Consider the following 17,288-nt stretch of genomic DNA (forward strand, 5'->3'; position numbering starts at 1 on the left):
ATGAAAATCCTCATCAAGAACGGCCGCCTGGTCGACCCCGCTTCCGGCCTGGATCAAATCGGCGACCTGGCCATCACCGGTGGTCGCATCACCGCCATCGGCGACGCCAAGGCTGACTTCACGCCCGACCGCACGATCGACGCCACGGGCTTGATCGTGGCCCCTGGCCTGGTCGACCTCGCCGCGCGCCTGCGCGAACCCGGCCACGAGCACGAAGGCATGCTCGAATCCGAACTCGCTGCCGCGGCCGCCGGAGGGGTTACCAGCGTGGTCTGTCTGCCCGACACCGACCCCACGCTGGATGAGCCCGGCTTGGTCGAGATGCTCAAGTTCCGCGCGCGCAAGCTCAGCCGCTGCCGCCTCTTCCCGCTGGGGGCGCTGACGCGTGGACTGAAAGGCGAGACGCTGACGGAAATGGCCGAGCTTCACGAAGCGGGCTGCATCGGTTTCTCCCAGGCCGAAGTGCCCATCCGTGACACCCAGGTGTTGCAACGCGCCCTGCAATACGCCGGCACCTTCGGCTACACCGTCTGGCTGCGTCCGCAAGATGCCTGGCTGGGCAAGGGCGTGGCCGCCAGCGGTCCGGTGGCCACGCGCCTGGGTTTGTCTGGCGTGCCGGTCAGCGCCGAAACCATCGCTCTGCACACCATCATCGAACTGGTGCGGGCCACTGGCGCGCGTGTGCACCTGTGTCGCATTTCCAGCGCCGCCGGCGTCGACCTGGTCCGCCAAGCCAAAGCGCAGGGCCTGCCGATCACCGCCGACGTCAGCATCAACTCCCTGCTACTGACGGACATCGACATCGGCTACTTCAACCCCGCCATGCGCGTGAACCCGCCGCTTCGCCAGGGCCGTGACCGCGATGCCCTGCAGGCCGGCTTGGCCGACGGCACGCTGGATGCCCTGGTGTCCGACCACACACCCGTCAGCGAGGACGAAAAGACCTTGCCCTTTGGCGAAGCCGAGCCCGGCGCGACCGGCCTGGAGCTGTTGTTGAGCCTGGCCCTGAAATGGGCCGGTGCTGATCAAGACCAGCCTGCCAACCCTGCGCGCCTGCGCCAAGCGCTGTCGGTTGTCACGGCGGGGCCCGTCAAGGTCTTGGGCGATGCTTTGGGTTCGTTGTCGTCCAGCGCAGGCCGTCTTGTGCAAGGCGGCGTGGCGGATGTCTGCATTTTTGACCCCAGCGTGCGCTGGCAGGCCAACCCCGCGGCCTTGACCAGCCAAGGCAAGCACACGCCTTTCGCTTTCGAGGTGTCGGGCACCGATCTGCCGGGGCGCGTCCGCCTGACCTTGGTGGCCGGCCAAGTCGCCCACGAAGTCACCGCCTGACCAAAGCGTGCCGTCCGACAAAGTCCTCGTCATGGCATCGCCCATGAGCCGCGCGTGGTCCACCTGGGTGCTTGGCCCCTGGCGGCTGCTGGGCATCGTCGTGCACATCGTGCGCGGCTTGTGGCTCGCCCGCATCGCCTACGTTGACCGGCCCCCCGGAGAGCGTGATGAAGTGGTGCGCCGCTGGTCCCAGCAATTGCTCAAGGTCTTGGGCGTCACGCTGGTCGTGGAGGGGCATGCCCGCCCCGGCGCCAAGCTGGTGGTGTCCAACCATGTTTCGTGGCTGGACATCGTGGCCATCAATTCGGTCGTTCCGTCGCGCTTTGTGTCCAAGGCCGAAGTGGCGGTTTGGCCTGTGGTGGGCTACATGGTGACTGCGGCCGGCACCTTGTACCTCCAACGCGAGCGCCGCCGCGACGCGATGCGGGTGCTGGGGCTGATGTCCGACGCGCTGCGCGACGGTTACACGGTCGCCGTTTTCCCCGAAGGCACCACAGGCGACGGGCGGGCCTTGATGCACTTCCACGCCAACATGCTGCAGGCCGCGATCGACGCCAAGGAACCCGTTCAGCCGGTGGCCCTGCGTTACAGCGATGCCACCCATGACATCAGCCCAGCCGCGGCTTTCGTCGGCGACACCACGCTCTGGCAGTCTCTCTGGGGCGTGATCACCGCTCAAGGGCTGACCGTGCACGTCAACGTCTTGCCGTTGCAGGCCGTCGACCACGCAGACCGCCGCGCCCTGGCTGAACTGCTCAGCACCCGGATCGCCGATTGCCTCTACTGAAATAGGTGTTCTGCCGCCTTTTTTCTGGCGGTTGAACTTGGGCAGCACAGGCAAACTCAAGATGGTGTGGAAAAAGCCGCAAGGCACGCGTTTGCACAAAGGGTTGTCACCCTGCTTCGTGATTGCGGCAACCCCTATTGTTTTGACACGAGGGCGCACCATTTACAGTGAGCCACCTACAATGGCTGGTTCCGCTCGAAAGGTTTTGAATGTTTGATTTTCTGTCCATGGGTGCTGTCCACGACACACTCGTGCAATGGTCGGTGCAAGGTGTCTTGGACGCAAGCTGGTGGCAAGTGCTGCTGGCAACGCTGGCTTTGACGCACATCACCATCGCTTCTGTCACCATCTTCCTGCATCGTGCGCAGGCGCACCGCGCGTTGGATTTGCATCCAATCCCGTCGCACTTTTTCCGTTTCTGGTTGTGGCTGACCACCAGCATTGTCACCAAAGAGTGGGTTGCCATTCACCGCAAGCATCACGCCAAGTGTGAAACCGAAGAAGACCCCCACAGCCCGGTTGCCCATGGCATCAAAACCGTGCTGTTGCGTGGCCGTGAGTTGTATGCCGCCGAAGCAGAAAATCAAGAAACCCTGAAGAAATACGGCCACAACACCCCCAACGACTGGTTGGAGCGGGTGGTCTACACCGGCAAGGCCAACTGGGGTGTGATCCTCATGTTGCTGCTTGACCTCTTCCTGTTCGGCGCCATCGGTATCACCGTCTGGGCTGTGCAAATGCTCTGGATACCGGTCACGGCGGCCGGCATCATCAACGGCCTTGGTCACTGGTGGGGCTACCGCAATTTCGAAGCGCCCGACGCGTCCACCAACATTTCGCCCTGGGGCATCATCATTGGTGGTGAAGAGCTGCACAACAACCACCACACCTACCCAACGTCGGCCAAGCTGTCGGTCAAGCCTTACGAATTCGACATTGGCTGGGGTTACATCCGTGCCCTTGAGGTGATGGGTTTGGCCAAGGTGCGCAAAACCGCCCCTCGCCTGACTTTGGGTGACATCCGCCCGGTGGCCGATGCCAAGACGCTGGAGGCCATCGTGGCCCACCGTTATGAGCTGATGGCCGGGTATGCGCGCGAAGTCAGTGCCGCTTGTTCGGCTGAACTGGCGCGGCTGAAAGCCAGCCGCCAAGAAGCGGCGGCCCACAAGCTGCAGCGCGTGCGCCATTGGTTGCACCGCGATGACGACAAGGTGCCGCAGGGCTTGCGCAATGAGATCTCACAAGCCCGCGAAGCCCACCCCAAGCTGGACAAGCTGATCGTGATGCGTGAAGAGTTGCGGGCCCTGTGGACGCGAACCAATGTGTCTGCCGAGCAGTTGGTGGTGGATCTTCAAGGCTGGTGCCAGCGAGCTGAAGCCAGCGGTGTGGCGGCCCTGGAAGATTTCTCTCGCAAGCTGCGCGCTGCACACGCTTGATATAGCGCATCTATACGGCGTAGCGTCTCCGCCGCTGCCAGCAAGTCCAAGCCCCGCAGTGCGGGGCTTTTTCATGCCCATGATGTCCCATGATGAATGAATGAGAGACTTGGTCATGAAAAAACCCGCTGAGCTTGCGCCGAGCGGGTTCTTGCGACAAGAAAAACCAGTCCGAATTACTTCAGCTTGATTTCCTTGTAGGCCACATGCTTGCGAGCCTTGGGGTCGAACTTCATGAATTCCAGCTTGTTGGGCGTGGTCTTCTTGTTCTTGGTCGTGGTGTAAAAGTGGCCGGTACCCGCAGTGGATTCCAGCTTGATCTTTTCGCGTCCGCCTTTAGATGCCATGATTCAGCTCCCGGATCACAGTTGGCCACGGGCACGCAGATCCGTCAGGACCTGGTCAATGCCCACTTTGTCGATCAAGCGCAAAGCCGATGTGCTGATGCGCAGACGCACCCAACGGTTTTCGCTCTCGACCCAGAAACGACGGTACTGCAGGTTAGGCAGAAAACGACGCTTGGTTTTGTTGTTCGCGTGAGAAACATTGTTTCCCACCATCGGGCCCTTACCCGTGACTTGACAGACGCGTGCCATGACGCTTCTCCGTTCGCTGTGATTGCGCTTGTTGCCGCTGCGCTTTGTGTGACGAAGCAGTGATCAGAACAAGGACTCTTGTTTTTTAAAACTTGAACCCTTGGGTCATCACCCTTCCGGTGACGGCGCCCAACGCATGAAAAATCATGGAGTCAAGCACCGAACACCGGGACGAATTTTGCAAAGACTGAGATTATAACCAAAAACTCAAGCTCTGCCAACTTCCGCAAGCATCAAGCGCTTTCCTGCTCCAGGAAACGCTGGGCATCCAGGGCCGCCATGCACCCGGTTCCAGCGCTGGTGATGGCCTGGCGGTAGATGTGGTCCTGCACATCGCCAGCCGCGAACACGCCTGGGATGCTGGTCATCGTGGCCATGCCATTGCTGCCACCTTTGGTCAGGATGTATCCATCCTTCATCTCCAACTGGCCTTTGAAGATGTCGGTGTTGGGCTTGTGGCCGATGGCGATGAAGCAGCCTTTCAGCTCCAGTTCATTGGTGCTTTCGTCCAGCGTGCTCTTCAAGCGCACACCGGTCACGCCACTTTGATCGCCCAGCACTTCGTCCAGGGTCTTGAACAAATGCAGTTCGATCTTGCCGGCCGCCACCTTCTCGTAGACCTTGTCGATCAGGATGGCCTCGGCGCGAAACTTGTCGCGGCGGTGGATCAGGTGTACCTTGCTGGCAATGTTCGACAGGTAAAGCGCTTCTTCGACAGCGGTGTTGCCGCCGCCCACCACGCAGACCACGGCATCGCGGTAGAAAAACCCATCGCAAGTGGCACAGCCGCTCACGCCGCGCCCCATGAAGGCTTCTTCAGAGGGCAGCCCCAGGTACTGGGCCGAGGCGCCTGTGGCGATGATCAAGGCGTTGGTGGTGTAGGTGCCGGAGTCACCTTTGAGCGTGAAGGGGCGCTTGGACAGGTCGACCTCGTTGATGTGGTCGTAGAGCATCTTGGTGTGAAAGCGTTCAGCGTGTTCCTGAAAGCGCTGCATCAGTTCGGGGCCTTGAACGCCATGAACGTCGGCCGGCCAGTTGTCCACCTCGGTGGTGGTCATCAGTTGTCCGCCCTGGGCCATGCCCGTGACCAGGGTGGGGTGGAGGTTGGCGCGCGCGGCGTAAATGGCGGCGCTGTAGCCAGCGGGGCCCGATCCCAGGATCAGGACGTTGCTATGTTGGGCGGTGGACATCGTGTTTCCTTGTTGTGTTCAAACTGTGCGGGTTTCCAGGCTCATATTCGGGCTTGTATTAGGGTTCGCAATCGATAAAGTGCCTACAAATTCCTGGTGACCTGCCGAAAATTGTAGGGACTGGTGATTTGTCGCACACCAGACAAGGTGAATGTTTCACCTCGAATTCATCCAATGAGGAGCTTTCCATGGCCATGCTGTCCAATCTCGACCTGATCCGGCGCGTACCGCTGTTCTCGATGCTCACCGCAGCACAGGCCGAGGCCATCGCCGAGGGCGTGGTCAAACGCCGTTATCGCCGTGGCGAGCTCATCGTCGAGCGCGGTCGCAAGACCAATTCATTGTTCATCCTCCTGACGGGCCGGGCCCGCGTGGTGGCCTCGGACGAGCGTGGCCGTGAAGTCATCCTGGCGGTGCTCGAAGCCGGCGACTACCTCGGTGAGATGAGCCTGATCGACAACGAACCCCATTCGGCTACCGTCCGCGCGGAAGTGCAGACCGATGTGCTGGTGCTGGGACGCACGGATTTTGCCCGTTGCTTGCCTGAAAACTCCAGCCTGTCCTACGCAATTTTGCGTGGTCTGGTGCAGCGTCTGCGCAATGCCGACCGCCAGATCGAATCCTTGGCCCTGCTGGATGTCTATGGCCGTGTGGCCCGGGCCCTGCTGGACATGGCCGACGAGGACGATGGCGCCAAGGTCATTCGCGGCAAGGTGTCGCGCCAGGATCTGGCCAAACACGTGGGCGCTTCGCGCGAAATGGTCAGCCGCGTCATGAAGGATCTGGAGGAACGTGGCCTGATCGAAACCCAGGACACCGGCAGCGTGGTGCTGAAAGAACGCCTGGTCGCCACGGCCTGATGCTCTGCCGCCAAGCGGCATCGCTTTGAAAATGCCCGCACAATGCGGGCATGACTTTTCCGTTGGGTTCACTCCGCAATGAGGCGTCTGCGGACGCCAAATCCGACCGCCGCCCGGACGCCTCCGCGTCCCCGCGCGTGACTGGGCGACTGCACCGCAGTCCCGTCGTGGTGGCGCCCGAGCCACCTGGCCCTCCGGTTGAAAACACCTTCCGCTTCCAGGCGGGCTTGCTGGTCGGCGGCGTGCTGCTGGTGCTGGCCTTGTTGTCCCTGGCCAGCCACAGCCGGCTGGACGCGGCCTTCACCACCTCTGGGCTGAACCAGGATGCCGCCAATTGGGGTGGTCACCTGGGGGCCTATGCCTCTGACGTCGCACTGTTCCTCTTCGGGCAATCGGCTTGGTGGGGGTTGATCGTGGGCGCGCGGGTCTGGCTCAGTGGTCTTGCCCGCTGGCTGCGGCGTGACACGGCGGTTTCACTCCTTCCTTCTGGGGCCATGCCATTGGCGACATCGGCCGACGTGGTCACTCGCCCGCGCTGGCTGTTCTGGCTGGGGGTGGTCCTGTTGATGTCGGCCAGTTGCTCGCTCGAATGGTCGCGCCTGTACCGGCATGAAGCCATGTTGGCCGGGGAGCACGCGGGCGGCATCCTGGGCATGACCTTGGGCCAGTTCAGCCACAAGTGGCTGGGCTTCAACGGCTCGGGCGTGGTCTGGATCGCCCTGCTGATCGCCGGCTTGTCGCTGGCCCTGCATTTTTCGTGGCTGGACATTGCCGAGCGCATTGGCGGTTTGTTCGACCGCGTCCGCGAGCGCCGAGAAGCCAAGCGCGAAGAAGCGGTCGACTTGCGCATCGGCGAGAAAGCCACCATCGAACGCGAACGTGTGGCCGAAGAGATCCGCCACGAGCAGCCGTTCGAGCCCATCCCCTTGGTGATCGAAAAGCCGATGGTCGAGGTTCCCAAGTCCGACCGCATCATCAAAGAGCAGCAAAAGCCTTTGTTCTCTGACATGGCCGACACCAAGCTGCCGCAGATCGCGCTGCTGGATGCCGCCCAGGGCCGCATGGAAACCGTGACACCCGAGACCTTGGAGATGACGTCACGGATGATCGAGAAGAAGCTCAAGGACTTCGGCGTGGAAGTGCGCGTGGTCGCGGCTTCTCCCGGTCCGGTCATCACGCGCTACGAGATCGAACCAGCCACGGGTGTGAAGGGCTCGCAGATCGTGAACCTGGCCAAGGACCTGGCGCGCTCGTTGTCGCTGGTGTCGATCCGCGTGGTCGAAACCATTCCGGGCAAGAACCTGATGGCGCTGGAGTTGCCCAACGCCAAGCGCCAGATGATCCGCCTGACGGAGATCCTCGGCTCGCAGGTTTACAACGATGCGCAGTCCATGCTGACCATCGGCCTGGGCAAGGACATCATCGGCGCGCCAGTAGTGGCCGACCTGACCAAGATGCCGCACTGCCTGGTGGCTGGCACGACCGGCTCGGGCAAATCGGTGGGCATCAACGCCACCATCCTGAGCCTGCTCTACAAGGCCGAGGCGCGCGATGTGCGCCTGATCCTGATCGATCCGAAGATGCTGGAAATGAGCGTCTACGAAGGCATCCCGCACCTGCTGTGTCCGGTCGTGACCGACATGAAGCAGGCGTCCAACGCGCTGAACTGGGCTGTGGGCGAGATGGAGCGCCGCTACAAGCTCATGAGCAAGATGGGCGTGCGCAACCTGGCCGGCTACAACAAGAAGATCGATGAAGCCACGGCGAGGGGCGAGTTCCTGCCCAACCCTTTCAGCCTGACGCCGGAATCGCCCGAGCCTCAAGAGCGCATGCCCTTCATCGTCATCATCATCGACGAGTTGGCCGACCTGATGATGGTGGTGGGCAAGAAGATCGAAGAGCTGATCGCACGGTTGGCGCAAAAGGCGCGGGCTTCGGGTGTGCACTTGATTTTGGCCACCCAGCGCCCCAGTGTCGACGTGATCACGGGGCTGATCAAGGCCAACATTCCCACGCGGATCTCTTTCCAGGTCAGCAGCAAGATTGACAGCCGCACCATCCTTGACCAAATGGGCGCCGAAGCCTTGCTGGGGCAGGGCGACATGCTGTATCTGCCTTCGGGCAGCGGCTTGCCGATGCGTGTGCACGGCGCCTTTGTCAGTGATGACGAAGTCCACCGCGTGGTCGAATATTTGAAATCACAAGGCGAGCCCAACTACATCGAAGGCATCCTCGAAGGCGGCGTGCTGGACGGCGATGCTGGCAGCGATGGCGTGCCCGGGGGCAGTGGCGATTCCGAATCCGACCCCATGTACGACCAGGCCGTGGCCATCGTGCTGCAACACCGCAAGGCCTCGATCTCGCTCGTGCAGCGTCACCTGCGCATCGGCTACAACCGCGCAGCACGGTTGCTGGAACAAATGGAGAAATCTGGACTCGTATCGAACATGGCCACCAACGGCAACCGCGAGTTGCTGGTGCCCAACCGCACGGGCGACGGTGGCGCGACTGCTGCGCCCTGGGACGCCTGATGGCGATGAAAGCGATCACACCTGCATGAACAACCGATTCACTTGGAAGCCCGGCGCGCTGGCCTTGGCATTGAGCGCCTCTTTGGCGAACACGGCCCATGCCGATGGCGTGAGCACCTTGCGCGCTTTCGTCAAGGACGTGAACACCGGCCGTGGCAACTTCACCCAGCTGGTGACGTCGCCCGATGGCAAGAAATCCCGCAAGTCCAATGGCAGCCTGGAGTTTCAGCGGCCCAACCGCTTTCGCTTCAACTACACCACCCCCACCGAGCAACTGATCGTGGGCGATGGCCGGAAAGTCTGGTTGTGGGACACGGACTTGAACCAGGTCACGGTGCGCCCCATGAGCAATGCCCTGGGCGCCACGCCGGCGGCCTTGCTGTCAGGCGGATCACTGGAGAAGGACTTCACGCTCAAGGACGTGCCGAAGCAGGCCCTGTCAGGTCCTGATGCCTCAATGGAATGGGTGGAGGCCGTGCCACGCGACAAGGACGGACAGTTCCGTTCGGTGCGGGTCGGCTTCAAGGCGGGCGTGTTGGCCGCGCTGGTGATCGAAGACGGCTTTGGTCAACGATCAAGACTGGACTTTGCCCAGTTTGAATCACGGGTGACTTTGCCAGCCACCCGCTTTCAGTTCACACCGCCCGCTGGGGCGGATGTGCTGGACCAGCCCTGAGGCCAGTCCAGTCTGACTGAATGATCAGTCAGTCTTCGCGCTTGAAACCGCCACCTTGGCGCTTCGGGCCGCCAAAGGAAGGCTTGCCGCCGAACGAGGGCTTGGGGCCGCCGAAAGAGGGCTTGCCGCCAAACGAAGGCTTGTTGCCGCCGAAAGAGGGCTTGCCACCGAACGAAGGCTTGCTGTCGCCACGGGGGCCGCCACCGAACGCGGGACGGTCGTCACCACCGGCAGGGCGGAAATCGCCACGGGGCTGGTCGCCACCAAAGCTGGGTCGGCTGTTGTAGCCACCTTCGGACGGGCCATCGCGACGCGGGCCACGGTTTTGATAACCGCCGCCATTGCCGCCACCAAAACCACCTTCGCGCTGACCGCCGCCGAAGCCGCCTTCACGCGGGGCGCCGTAGGAGCGGCCGCCACCGCCAAAGCCACCTTCACGAGGGCCACGTTGACCGGGCATGGGCTTGCCATGGCGCATTGGGCCGTTGGAGGGCGAGGGCGCCTTGGGTTCCAGGCCAGCGATGGTCGCCACGGGGATGTTCTGCGTGGTGTAACGCTCGATGCGGCGCAACATGGGGATGTCACGACGCTCGGCGATCGTCACGGCCAGGCCGCTGCGACCAGCACGGCCCGTGCGGCCGATGCGGTGAACGTAATCTTCCGGCTTCATGGGCATGCCGTAGTTGATCACGTGGGTGATTGTGGGCACGTCAATGCCGCGGGCGGCGACGTCGGTGGCGACCAGGATCTTCAACTGGCGTTGACGCAGGGCTTGCAGCACGCGGGTGCGGCGGCCTTGGGGCATGCCACCGTGCAGGGCGGCAACTTCATGGCCCATGTCGGCCAGGCGGTCGGCCAGGATGTCGGCATCGCGCTGGGTGCTGGTGAAGATCACGGCTTGGTCAACGTCACGCTGGGTCAGCAAGCTGTCCAGCAAGTCGTTCTTGTGCGCGAAGTGGTCGGCGTAGTGCAGACGCTGTTCGATGTTGTCATGGCTGTCGGTGTGCGAGGCCACGTCGATGCTTTGTGCATCAGGACGGGTCAGGCGCGCAGCCAGCTTGCCCACGTGACCGGCGAAGGTCGCGCTGAACATCAGGGTTTGGCGGTCGGCTGGGGTTTGCGAAGCGATGTGCTCGATGTCTTCGATGAAGCCCATGTCCAGCATGCGGTCGGCTTCGTCCAGGACGAGGACTTCCAGGTTGGACAGCACACAGACGCCGGTGCCCAGGTGGTCGATCAGGCGGCCAGGGGTGGCGATCAGCACATCCAACGGGCCACGCAGGGCCTTGAGCTGGGCAGCGTAAGGCACACCACCGACGACGGTGGCAACGCGCAGGCCTTGCATGTGGCGACCATAGGTCGAAGCAGCCTTGGCCACTTGCATGGCCAGTTCACGGGTGGGGGCCAGGACCAGGATGCGGGGACCATGAACCATGCCTTTTTCGCGGCGCTTGCCATCGCCGCGGGCGGCGATCAGGCGTTGCAGGGCGGGCAGCATGAAGGCGGCGGTCTTTCCGCTGCCAGTGCTGGCGGCGACCTTGATGTCGGCGCCGTTCATGGCCACGGGGATCGATTGGATCTGGACCGTGGTGGGCTGGGTGTAGCCGGAGTCGGTCAGGGCCTTGATCAGCACGGCGTCTAGGCCGAGGTCGGAAAAGCGCACGCCGCCGGAGGTGTCGACCGCAGTGTCTTCAGCGCCGACATCGTCGGTGGCCACGTCGAGTTCGCGGGCCAAGGCGTCGATTTTCGACGGCTCGGTGGAGGGATTAAATTCTTGATTCATGATTGTTCTTTCAAGCCAGGACAAAGCGCTGCCGCTTCCGGCAAAGCCAGAAGGCAAAAGCGCTGCGACCAGGTGCCAACGGAAGGGTTGGTCAACCTGGAACAGGTGAGGTCGCTGTGGATTCGTGTCCGAATCGCGTGACAGGGCGGATGGGCTGAGCAGCCAAAGCGCAAGGCGTCACGGTGAGCCGGTTTGGAAAGCGACGGCATCGCCGCCAACCGAGACTCAAGACACGACTATCAGTTGACACCCGACGGTGCAACTCGGCTTGAAAAGGTCAGAGGGGATGAACGAAAACTCGGGTAGCTGTTTTGCCTGGAAAACCATGCGGGCAGTTATCGGGTCAACCCGCATTATGTCATTGGCTGCCCCACTTGTCTAGTCACCATTGCAGATCGGGCTTGAACACCCCCCATTGCAAGGGCCATGGCTGCTGCGGCGACAATGTGCGCATGCAAGAGAGCCTGTCATTGCCATTGGATCCTCCTGACGCGCCACCCCATTTGGCGAGCAAGGCGGCTTTGGGCGCGCCCTTGGCCGAACGCCTCAGGCCCAAAACACTCGATGAAGTGGTCGGTCAGGATCATCTGCTGGGTGCCGGACAGCCTTTGCGCGTGGCTTTCGAGTCAGGCCAGCCCCATTCCATGATCTTGTGGGGCCCGCCAGGTGTGGGCAAGACGACCTTGGCGCGCCTCATGGCCCAGGCATTCGACGCCCAGTTCCTGAGCATCTCGGCTGTGCTGGGCGGCGTCAAGGACATCCGCGAAGCCGTGGACAAGGCCTTGCTGGCCCAGCGCAACGGCCTGCGCACGATTGTGTTCGTGGACGAAGTGCACCGGTTCAACAAAGCCCAGCAGGACGCCTTCCTGCCCCACGTGGAATCGGGCCTGTTCACCTTCATTGGCGCCACGACCGAGAATCCCTCCTTCGAGGTCAACGCGGCCTTGCTGTCGCGCGCCACCGTGCATGTCCTGAGGTCCATGGACGACGAAGCCATGGCGCAATTGCTGGCGCGCGGCCAGGAGGCGCTGCAAGGTGCGGCCCTGACTCCAGAGGCCGCCACACGGCTGATCGCGTATGCGGATGGCGATGCGCGGCGCTTGCTCAACACTTACGAAACCTTGACGGGCATGCTCAAGGGCAGGCCGTTGATCGACGAGGCCGCGCTCGAGAAGTCCCTCGGCGAGCAATTGCGCCGTTACGACAAGGGCGGCGATCAGTTCTACGACACCATCTCGGCCCTTCACAAATCGGTGCGCGGCTCAGACCCTGATGCGGCTTTGTATTGGTTTGTGCGCATGGTCGATGGTGGGGTCGATCCCCGCTACATCACCCGCCGCCTGATCCGCATGGCCAGCGAAGACATTGGCCTGGCCGACCCACGCGCGCTGCGCATGGCCCTGGACGCGGCCGACACCTATGAGCGCCTGGGCACGCCCGAAGGTGAACTGACCTTGGCGCAGTGTGTGATCTACCTGGCGATGGCCCCGAAGAGCAACGCGGCCTACAAGGCCTACAAGGCCGTTCGTGCCTGGGTCAAACAGGACACGACCCGCCCCGTGCCGCTGCACCTGCGCAACGCGCCCACCAAGCTGATGAAGAATCTGGGCTTTGGCCAGGACTACCGCTATGCCCATGACGAACCCGATGCGGTGGCGGCCGGGGAAAACTATTTCCCCGATGGGATGGTGCCCCAGGCGTTCTACCAGCCCGTGCCGCGCGGACTGGAGATCAAGATTGGCGAGCGTCTGACGCAGTTGCGTGAACTGGCTGGCAAGCCCGGTCAGGTCAAGGCAAAGTGATGGTGATGTTGGCCACCTGAGGGGCCAGCTGCACGATGTCATGGTGCTCGGCCAATGATTGCTGTGTGAAGTGATTCAGGTTCCAGCGCAGGCCCACGAAGGCCAGCAGCGACAGCAGCCCGAACACCGACGCAATGACCCACAACGGCACCTCATGCTTGAGCTGGTGTGACACCTGGTCGGGTGCGGCCCAATTGGGCGCAAATGCGGCGCGCTTGCCTTTCAGTCGCGAGATCTCATCGCCCAACCTGGCGGTCAGGTAGCCGAGCTTTTCCGTGCCCTCAATCAGGTACTTGCCTTGAAAGCCCAGCAGCAGGCACATGTGGAAGACCTCGAGTGCGCCAACGCGCGCCACGCCTTGCGAACGCATGTCTTCCAGCTTGACGAAAAACTGCTCGCCAGCCAGTTGCTCGCCAAAGAACTGCAGCTGCAAGGGAAGCCGCTGCCAGGAATCGCGAGCTTTGAATGACGACATCAGCATGGCCTCGTCCACCGTGGCGCAGAACACGTACTTGCAAGCGTAGATGTCCTCCGACGTGGCGTGCATGCGGGTGGCCCCGCGCTCAAAGGTGGTCAGGAACTGCTTGACCCGCTCGCGGAACACTTCGGCCTCGATGGGTGCGTGTTTGGCCTTGAGCAGGAACAGCAGGTAGAAGCCGTCGTACATCAGGTCCAGCAGGCTGCTGGCTTCCTTGGCGCGAACGGCGCTCATCGTCGGGATGGCGGCGGTGGACATCAGATCACCTCGTGGGCATTCATCTTGGGAGGCATCACGGGTTGACCGCGATGAGTTCCAGTTTCAGTTCATTCAGGCCAGACGGTGCATACACCGTGAGCGCCTGGGCTTGCAGCATGCGTTCGTACAGCAAGCCACGAGGCTCCAGCGTGAAGTAGTAGCAGCCAGGCCGAACCGGGATGGCCGCGGGCACCTGAGGCGCGTGCACCAGCTTGACACCCGGCATGGCCGACAGCACCAGCTTGTCCACATCCTCGGGCGCTCCCAGCTTGAAGCGCATGGGCACGACATCGACCAGCTCAGAGGGCGACATGCTGGCTGACACGCCCAGGTAGAACTGCGTGCTCTGCTTGATCTGCTCAGAATCCAGGCGGCCAAGGTGGAACGAAGGTTGGTGTTCTGTCAAGGCGATCGAGAAGTAGCGTGTGGAGATGACCGTCTCCAACAACTCGCGCACGATGTGGTCCAGCCGCACGAAGGCCGGGCCAGGGTTTTGATGGTCGTAGGCGGGCAGGTCTGCCAGGGTGAACGTTTTGGAGAAGGTGAGCAAGGCGCCCGCCAGCTCCAGCAGTTTTTCAAAGAGCCGCTCGGGGTGCAGGCCAGGGTGCCTGGCCAGGTGAGACAAGCCGGCAAAGGCCGAGCTGGCCGTGTGCAACAACCAGAACGAGGCCACGTCGCCCGACCTGAACTCGATGATGTTCTTGCTGGGCTCGCGGTGCAGGCCATACAGGGCATCGACCTTGGCTTGCAGCACATCCAGCAAACGGCGCAAGTGCAGCACCAGTGCGGCCGATGCCTGAACGTTCAAGCTGGGCGGGATGAAGCGGCCATCGTGCTCGAAGCTGCCCGTCGCGGTGCGCTTGATGCGCAGCAAAGGCAGAGACACGAGGTGAGCACGCGGCTCACTGTCCGACAGGAGCTTGGCGGATTTGCGCAGCACCGTGACTTCGGCAGTCACGGCATCGGTGTAGGCATCGGCCGCCTGCATGTGGCTGCGGTAGTAGCGCACGGCGGTGTCCGCCTCTTCGCGCGAGGTGGCGAAGTTGGTGCCGCTGCCACGCAGGGGTGCCAAAGCCAGGTGGAAGACCAGTTCTTGCCCGCTGGCGCCATTCATGCCGGAGGCTTGAAGCGAATCCAGGGCCACGGGTGGAGGCAGTTCGTCTTCGGCCGGTGCATTGAACAACTCACCATCAGGGAAGACCACCTGCAATTCAAGCACGCGCAACAGGCCGGCCTGCAGCGCATCAGGATCCACCTTGATGTGGCGCACACCCCAGGCGTAAGGGTGCAGCAGGCGCGACATCTGCGACAGGCGCCATTCGTGATACGCGTCTTGCTGTTGGAAGTGCTGTGGGCGAAGGAAAAGGCCTTCGCCCCAGAGGATCTTGGGTGACTGGATCAAGGTGTACTCGCTGAATTTTTTTAAGGGCAAGGCACGGCCACTGAGCGTGCCAGGTTCAAAGGCTGGCCGATGGGCTCTCCCACTTGCACGCTCATGGCGCAGGCATGCAATCCGATAGACAGGCCGCTTTTCTCGGCGGCTTCGCTGCGAAAGGCATAGCGCCAGCGCTGCGGTGACGGATGGCGAAACAGGGCCACGACGCCGATGTAGCGGGCTTCGTGAGCCACCTTGTCGCGCACCTCTTCATGTTGGCCGGGGATCATCTGGACCTCGCGTGTTTCGATCACGTCGTCGCCCATCTGCATCTTCTCTTTGGCAGGGTCGCCAAACACCTCGTAAGGCGCTTGCAGGAAAGCATTGGGGCTGCGCAGCTTGTAGATGCGTGTGAGCAGCGCGACCGATTCGCCAGAAGGGGCGACGTTGAGTGAATCGCTGGCATGAAGTCGCCAGGTGATCTTGCGGTCGGGTAACTGGACTTCGGGCACCTCGGGTGGCTCGGGCTTCTTGAAGCCAATGGCCTCCAGTGCCTTGTCTTTGTAGCCACCAATCGTGTCCATGACCGAGCCGCTGGGCGCTTCTTTTGGCATGCCCAGTCGCTCCAGTTCAGTGGGGGCAATTTTGGCTGGTGACGTCGATGTGCAGGCACTCAGGCCCACGAGCATCCATGCGCTCAGCAGCGCGATCAACCGTGTCTCCATCCCTGTTTTCATGCCGCTAGTGTAAGAAGGCTGATGCCTTGATTTGGGGGCATCCCCCATCGAGGGGGTGCGGCATTTGCAACCGAATGCAAGAGTCTGTAACGCACCCCAAAGGGGGAGAAGTCGTTCAGATGTTTTCGGCTTTAATTCGCCCTGTCGACCGCAGCCAGAGCTTGTGGTCGAGGTCAACATAACTGTTCAGGGAGTTCTCAAATTGCTGTATACCCATGTGCGTCGCGGCCTGTCGAGCGCGGCAGTGGTCTCGCTTCTTTTTGCCTTGACGGCTTGCAGCATCACGCCCAAGCAAGCTGATGGCGCAGCAGCCAGTGCTGCCACGGCCGAGAAGCTGACCGAGCGTCTTGATGCTGCGGACAAAGCCCAGAAGCTGGGCAAGACCGAAGACGCGCTGGCCGAGTTGGACACGGCCATCAAGGTCGATCCGGCCAGCAAAACACCTTGGTTGCGCAAGGCGCAGATCTACTTTGATGCGCGCCAATATGGCCAGGCCATCACCGCGGCCCAAGAGACCTTGCAACGCGACACCACCGACCTCACGGCCAAGAGCATTCTCGCGGTCAGTGGCCTGCGGGTCAGCGCACAGGCGCTTGAACAGCTGCGCAAAGCCAACGAGGTCAACGGCTCCGCACGCACAGAAGCTGAAAGCGTGGCCAAGCTGATCCGCGAAGCCTTGGGTGAGCCCATCCTCGTGCCTCCACTGGCTGGGGCTTCCGCACCAGAAACCAAACCTGCACGCACCACCCGCCGCGTTGCATCAACAGCCCGTCCCGTGGTCACCGCTCCCGCACCAGTGGTGACCTCTGCAGCCAAAACCCCAACCACCAATCCGGTGAGCGCGCTCAATGCTGCGCCGCCAGCGGCCGGGGGGCGCAACAACCCCTTTGGTGCTTTGAAGTAATCAGTTTCCACAGAGAGGAGTTTTGTCATGGCCAAAAACGACAGTGTTCAAAAGCGTCTGGAGCGTGTCCGCCCCCCGCGTGTTCAATTGACGTACGACGTCGAGATCGGCGATGCAATCGAGCAAAAGGAATTGCCTTTTGTGATGGGTGTGATGGGTGATTTCACCGGTCAGCCCGATCCTGACAAGCCCGTCGCCCGCTTGAAAGACCGCAAGTTCGTCAATGTCGATCTGGACAACTTCGACGAAGTGCTGTCTGGCATGGCTCCCCGTGCCAGCTACCGCGTCAAGAACAAGCTCAGTGCAGATGGTGGCGAGTTCGCCGTCAACCTGGACTTCAAGAAGATCGACGACTTCCGCCCCGAGTCGGTCGTCGAGCAGGTCGAGCCCCTGCGCAAATTGCTAGAGGCCCGCACCAAACTTTCCGACCTGCGCAACAAGATGGCCGGCAACGAAAAGCTGGAAGACGTTCTGGGCGATGTCCTGAGCAACACCGAACAGCTCAAGCAGCTGGGCGCTGAAACCCACCAAGCCGAGGAGTGACAC

The 17,288-nt window shown here is 62.1% G+C and carries 16 protein-coding genes; 9 read left to right on the top strand and 7 right to left on the bottom strand.

Translation table 11 applies throughout. The annotated features are described in order from the left end of the window. From LQ232_RS19065 to LQ232_RS19075, 3 genes are all read left to right on the top strand, one after another. Positions 1 to 1,329, top strand: coding sequence for a dihydroorotase (locus LQ232_RS19065; protein ID WP_230181971.1), 1,329 nt, complete (start codon positions 1 to 3; stop codon positions 1,327 to 1,329). Positions 1,330 to 1,372: 43 nt separating this feature from the next. Continuing rightward, a complete protein-coding gene (locus LQ232_RS19070; RefSeq protein ID WP_230181972.1) occupies positions 1,373 to 2,116 on the top strand; it encodes a 1-acyl-sn-glycerol-3-phosphate acyltransferase in 744 nt (247 codons plus the stop codon). Positions 2,117 to 2,325: 209 nt separating this feature from the next. Continuing rightward, on the top strand, positions 2,326 to 3,552 hold the full coding sequence (locus LQ232_RS19075) for a fatty acid desaturase (protein WP_230181973.1): 1,227 nt from the start codon (positions 2,326 to 2,328) through the stop codon (positions 3,550 to 3,552). A gap of 176 nt (positions 3,553 to 3,728) precedes the next feature. Here the strand turns inward: LQ232_RS19075 and rpmG are convergent, their stop codons facing one another. The 3 genes from rpmG to trxB all read right to left on the bottom strand — a co-directional run bounded on the left by rpmG (position 3,729) and on the right by trxB (position 5,338). Further along, positions 3,729 to 3,899, bottom strand: a complete 171-nt coding sequence (gene rpmG / locus LQ232_RS19080; protein ID WP_230181974.1) for a 50S ribosomal protein L33 — start codon at positions 3,897 to 3,899, stop codon at positions 3,729 to 3,731. Between the two features lie 15 nt (positions 3,900 to 3,914). Further along, on the bottom strand, positions 3,915 to 4,148 hold the full coding sequence (gene rpmB / locus LQ232_RS19085) for a 50S ribosomal protein L28 (protein WP_230181975.1): 234 nt from the start codon (positions 4,146 to 4,148) through the stop codon (positions 3,915 to 3,917). A gap of 233 nt (positions 4,149 to 4,381) precedes the next feature. Next, the gene (gene trxB / locus LQ232_RS19090; RefSeq protein WP_230181976.1) at positions 4,382 to 5,338 is read right to left on the bottom strand and encodes a thioredoxin-disulfide reductase; all 957 of its coding nucleotides are present in this window, start codon (positions 5,336 to 5,338) and stop codon (positions 4,382 to 4,384) included. 188 nt (positions 5,339 to 5,526) lie between these two features. Here trxB and LQ232_RS19095 point away from each other — a divergent pair, with 188 nt between their 5' ends. The 3 genes from LQ232_RS19095 to lolA are packed head-to-tail and all read left to right on the top strand — an operon-like array spanning position 5,527 to position 9,405. Further along, positions 5,527 to 6,198, top strand: coding sequence for a Crp/Fnr family transcriptional regulator (locus LQ232_RS19095; protein WP_230181977.1), 672 nt, complete (start codon positions 5,527 to 5,529; stop codon positions 6,196 to 6,198). A 50-nt stretch (positions 6,199 to 6,248) separates the two neighbouring features. Continuing rightward, a complete protein-coding gene (locus tag LQ232_RS19100; protein ID WP_230181978.1) occupies positions 6,249 to 8,729 on the top strand; it encodes a DNA translocase FtsK in 2,481 nt (826 codons plus the stop codon). A 25-nt stretch (positions 8,730 to 8,754) separates the two neighbouring features. Further along, a complete protein-coding gene (lolA, locus tag LQ232_RS19105) occupies positions 8,755 to 9,405 on the top strand; it encodes an outer membrane lipoprotein chaperone LolA (protein WP_230181979.1) in 651 nt (216 codons plus the stop codon). 28 nt (positions 9,406 to 9,433) lie between these two features. Here lolA and LQ232_RS19110 read toward each other — a convergent pair whose 3' ends face one another. Next, entirely contained in the window at positions 9,434 to 11,188 is a 1,755-nt protein-coding gene (locus LQ232_RS19110; protein ID WP_230181980.1) for a DEAD/DEAH box helicase, read from the bottom strand. A 452-nt stretch (positions 11,189 to 11,640) separates the two neighbouring features. On the opposite strand from LQ232_RS19110, the gene LQ232_RS19115 reads away from it, so the two are divergent. After that, a complete protein-coding gene (locus tag LQ232_RS19115) occupies positions 11,641 to 12,990 on the top strand; it encodes a replication-associated recombination protein A (RefSeq protein WP_371820344.1) in 1,350 nt (449 codons plus the stop codon). Here LQ232_RS19115 and icmH read toward each other — a convergent pair. From icmH to tssJ, 3 genes are read right to left on the bottom strand one after another with little or no spacing between them, the layout of a single operon-like run. After that, complete coding sequence (gene icmH / locus LQ232_RS19120; RefSeq protein WP_230181982.1) at positions 12,977 to 13,726, bottom strand: type IVB secretion system protein IcmH/DotU; 750 nt, start codon at positions 13,724 to 13,726, stop codon at positions 12,977 to 12,979. The two genes, LQ232_RS19115 and icmH, sit on opposite strands and share 14 nt — an antisense overlap. Positions 13,727 to 13,760: 34 nt before the next feature. Continuing rightward, entirely contained in the window at positions 13,761 to 15,128 is a 1,368-nt protein-coding gene (gene tssK / locus LQ232_RS19125; protein WP_230182387.1) for a type VI secretion system baseplate subunit TssK, read from the bottom strand. A gap of 20 nt (positions 15,129 to 15,148) precedes the next feature. After that, a complete protein-coding gene (gene tssJ, locus LQ232_RS19130) occupies positions 15,149 to 15,715 on the bottom strand; it encodes a type VI secretion system lipoprotein TssJ (protein ID WP_230181983.1) in 567 nt (188 codons plus the stop codon). A gap of 325 nt (positions 15,716 to 16,040) precedes the next feature. Between tssJ and LQ232_RS19135 the strand changes: the two genes are divergently transcribed. After that, entirely contained in the window at positions 16,041 to 16,742 is a 702-nt protein-coding gene (locus tag LQ232_RS19135) for a lipopolysaccharide assembly protein LapB (RefSeq protein WP_230181984.1), read from the top strand. Between the two features lie 27 nt (positions 16,743 to 16,769). After that, on the top strand, positions 16,770 to 17,285 hold the full coding sequence (gene tssB, locus LQ232_RS19140) for a type VI secretion system contractile sheath small subunit (protein ID WP_230181985.1): 516 nt from the start codon (positions 16,770 to 16,772) through the stop codon (positions 17,283 to 17,285). The last annotated feature ends 3 nt before the right edge of the window (positions 17,286 to 17,288 follow it).

Source organism: Aquabacterium sp. CECT 9606, from assembly GCF_918741295.1.
In the GTDB taxonomy this organism is placed as follows: Bacteria; Pseudomonadota; Gammaproteobacteria; order Burkholderiales; family Burkholderiaceae_C; genus Aquabacterium.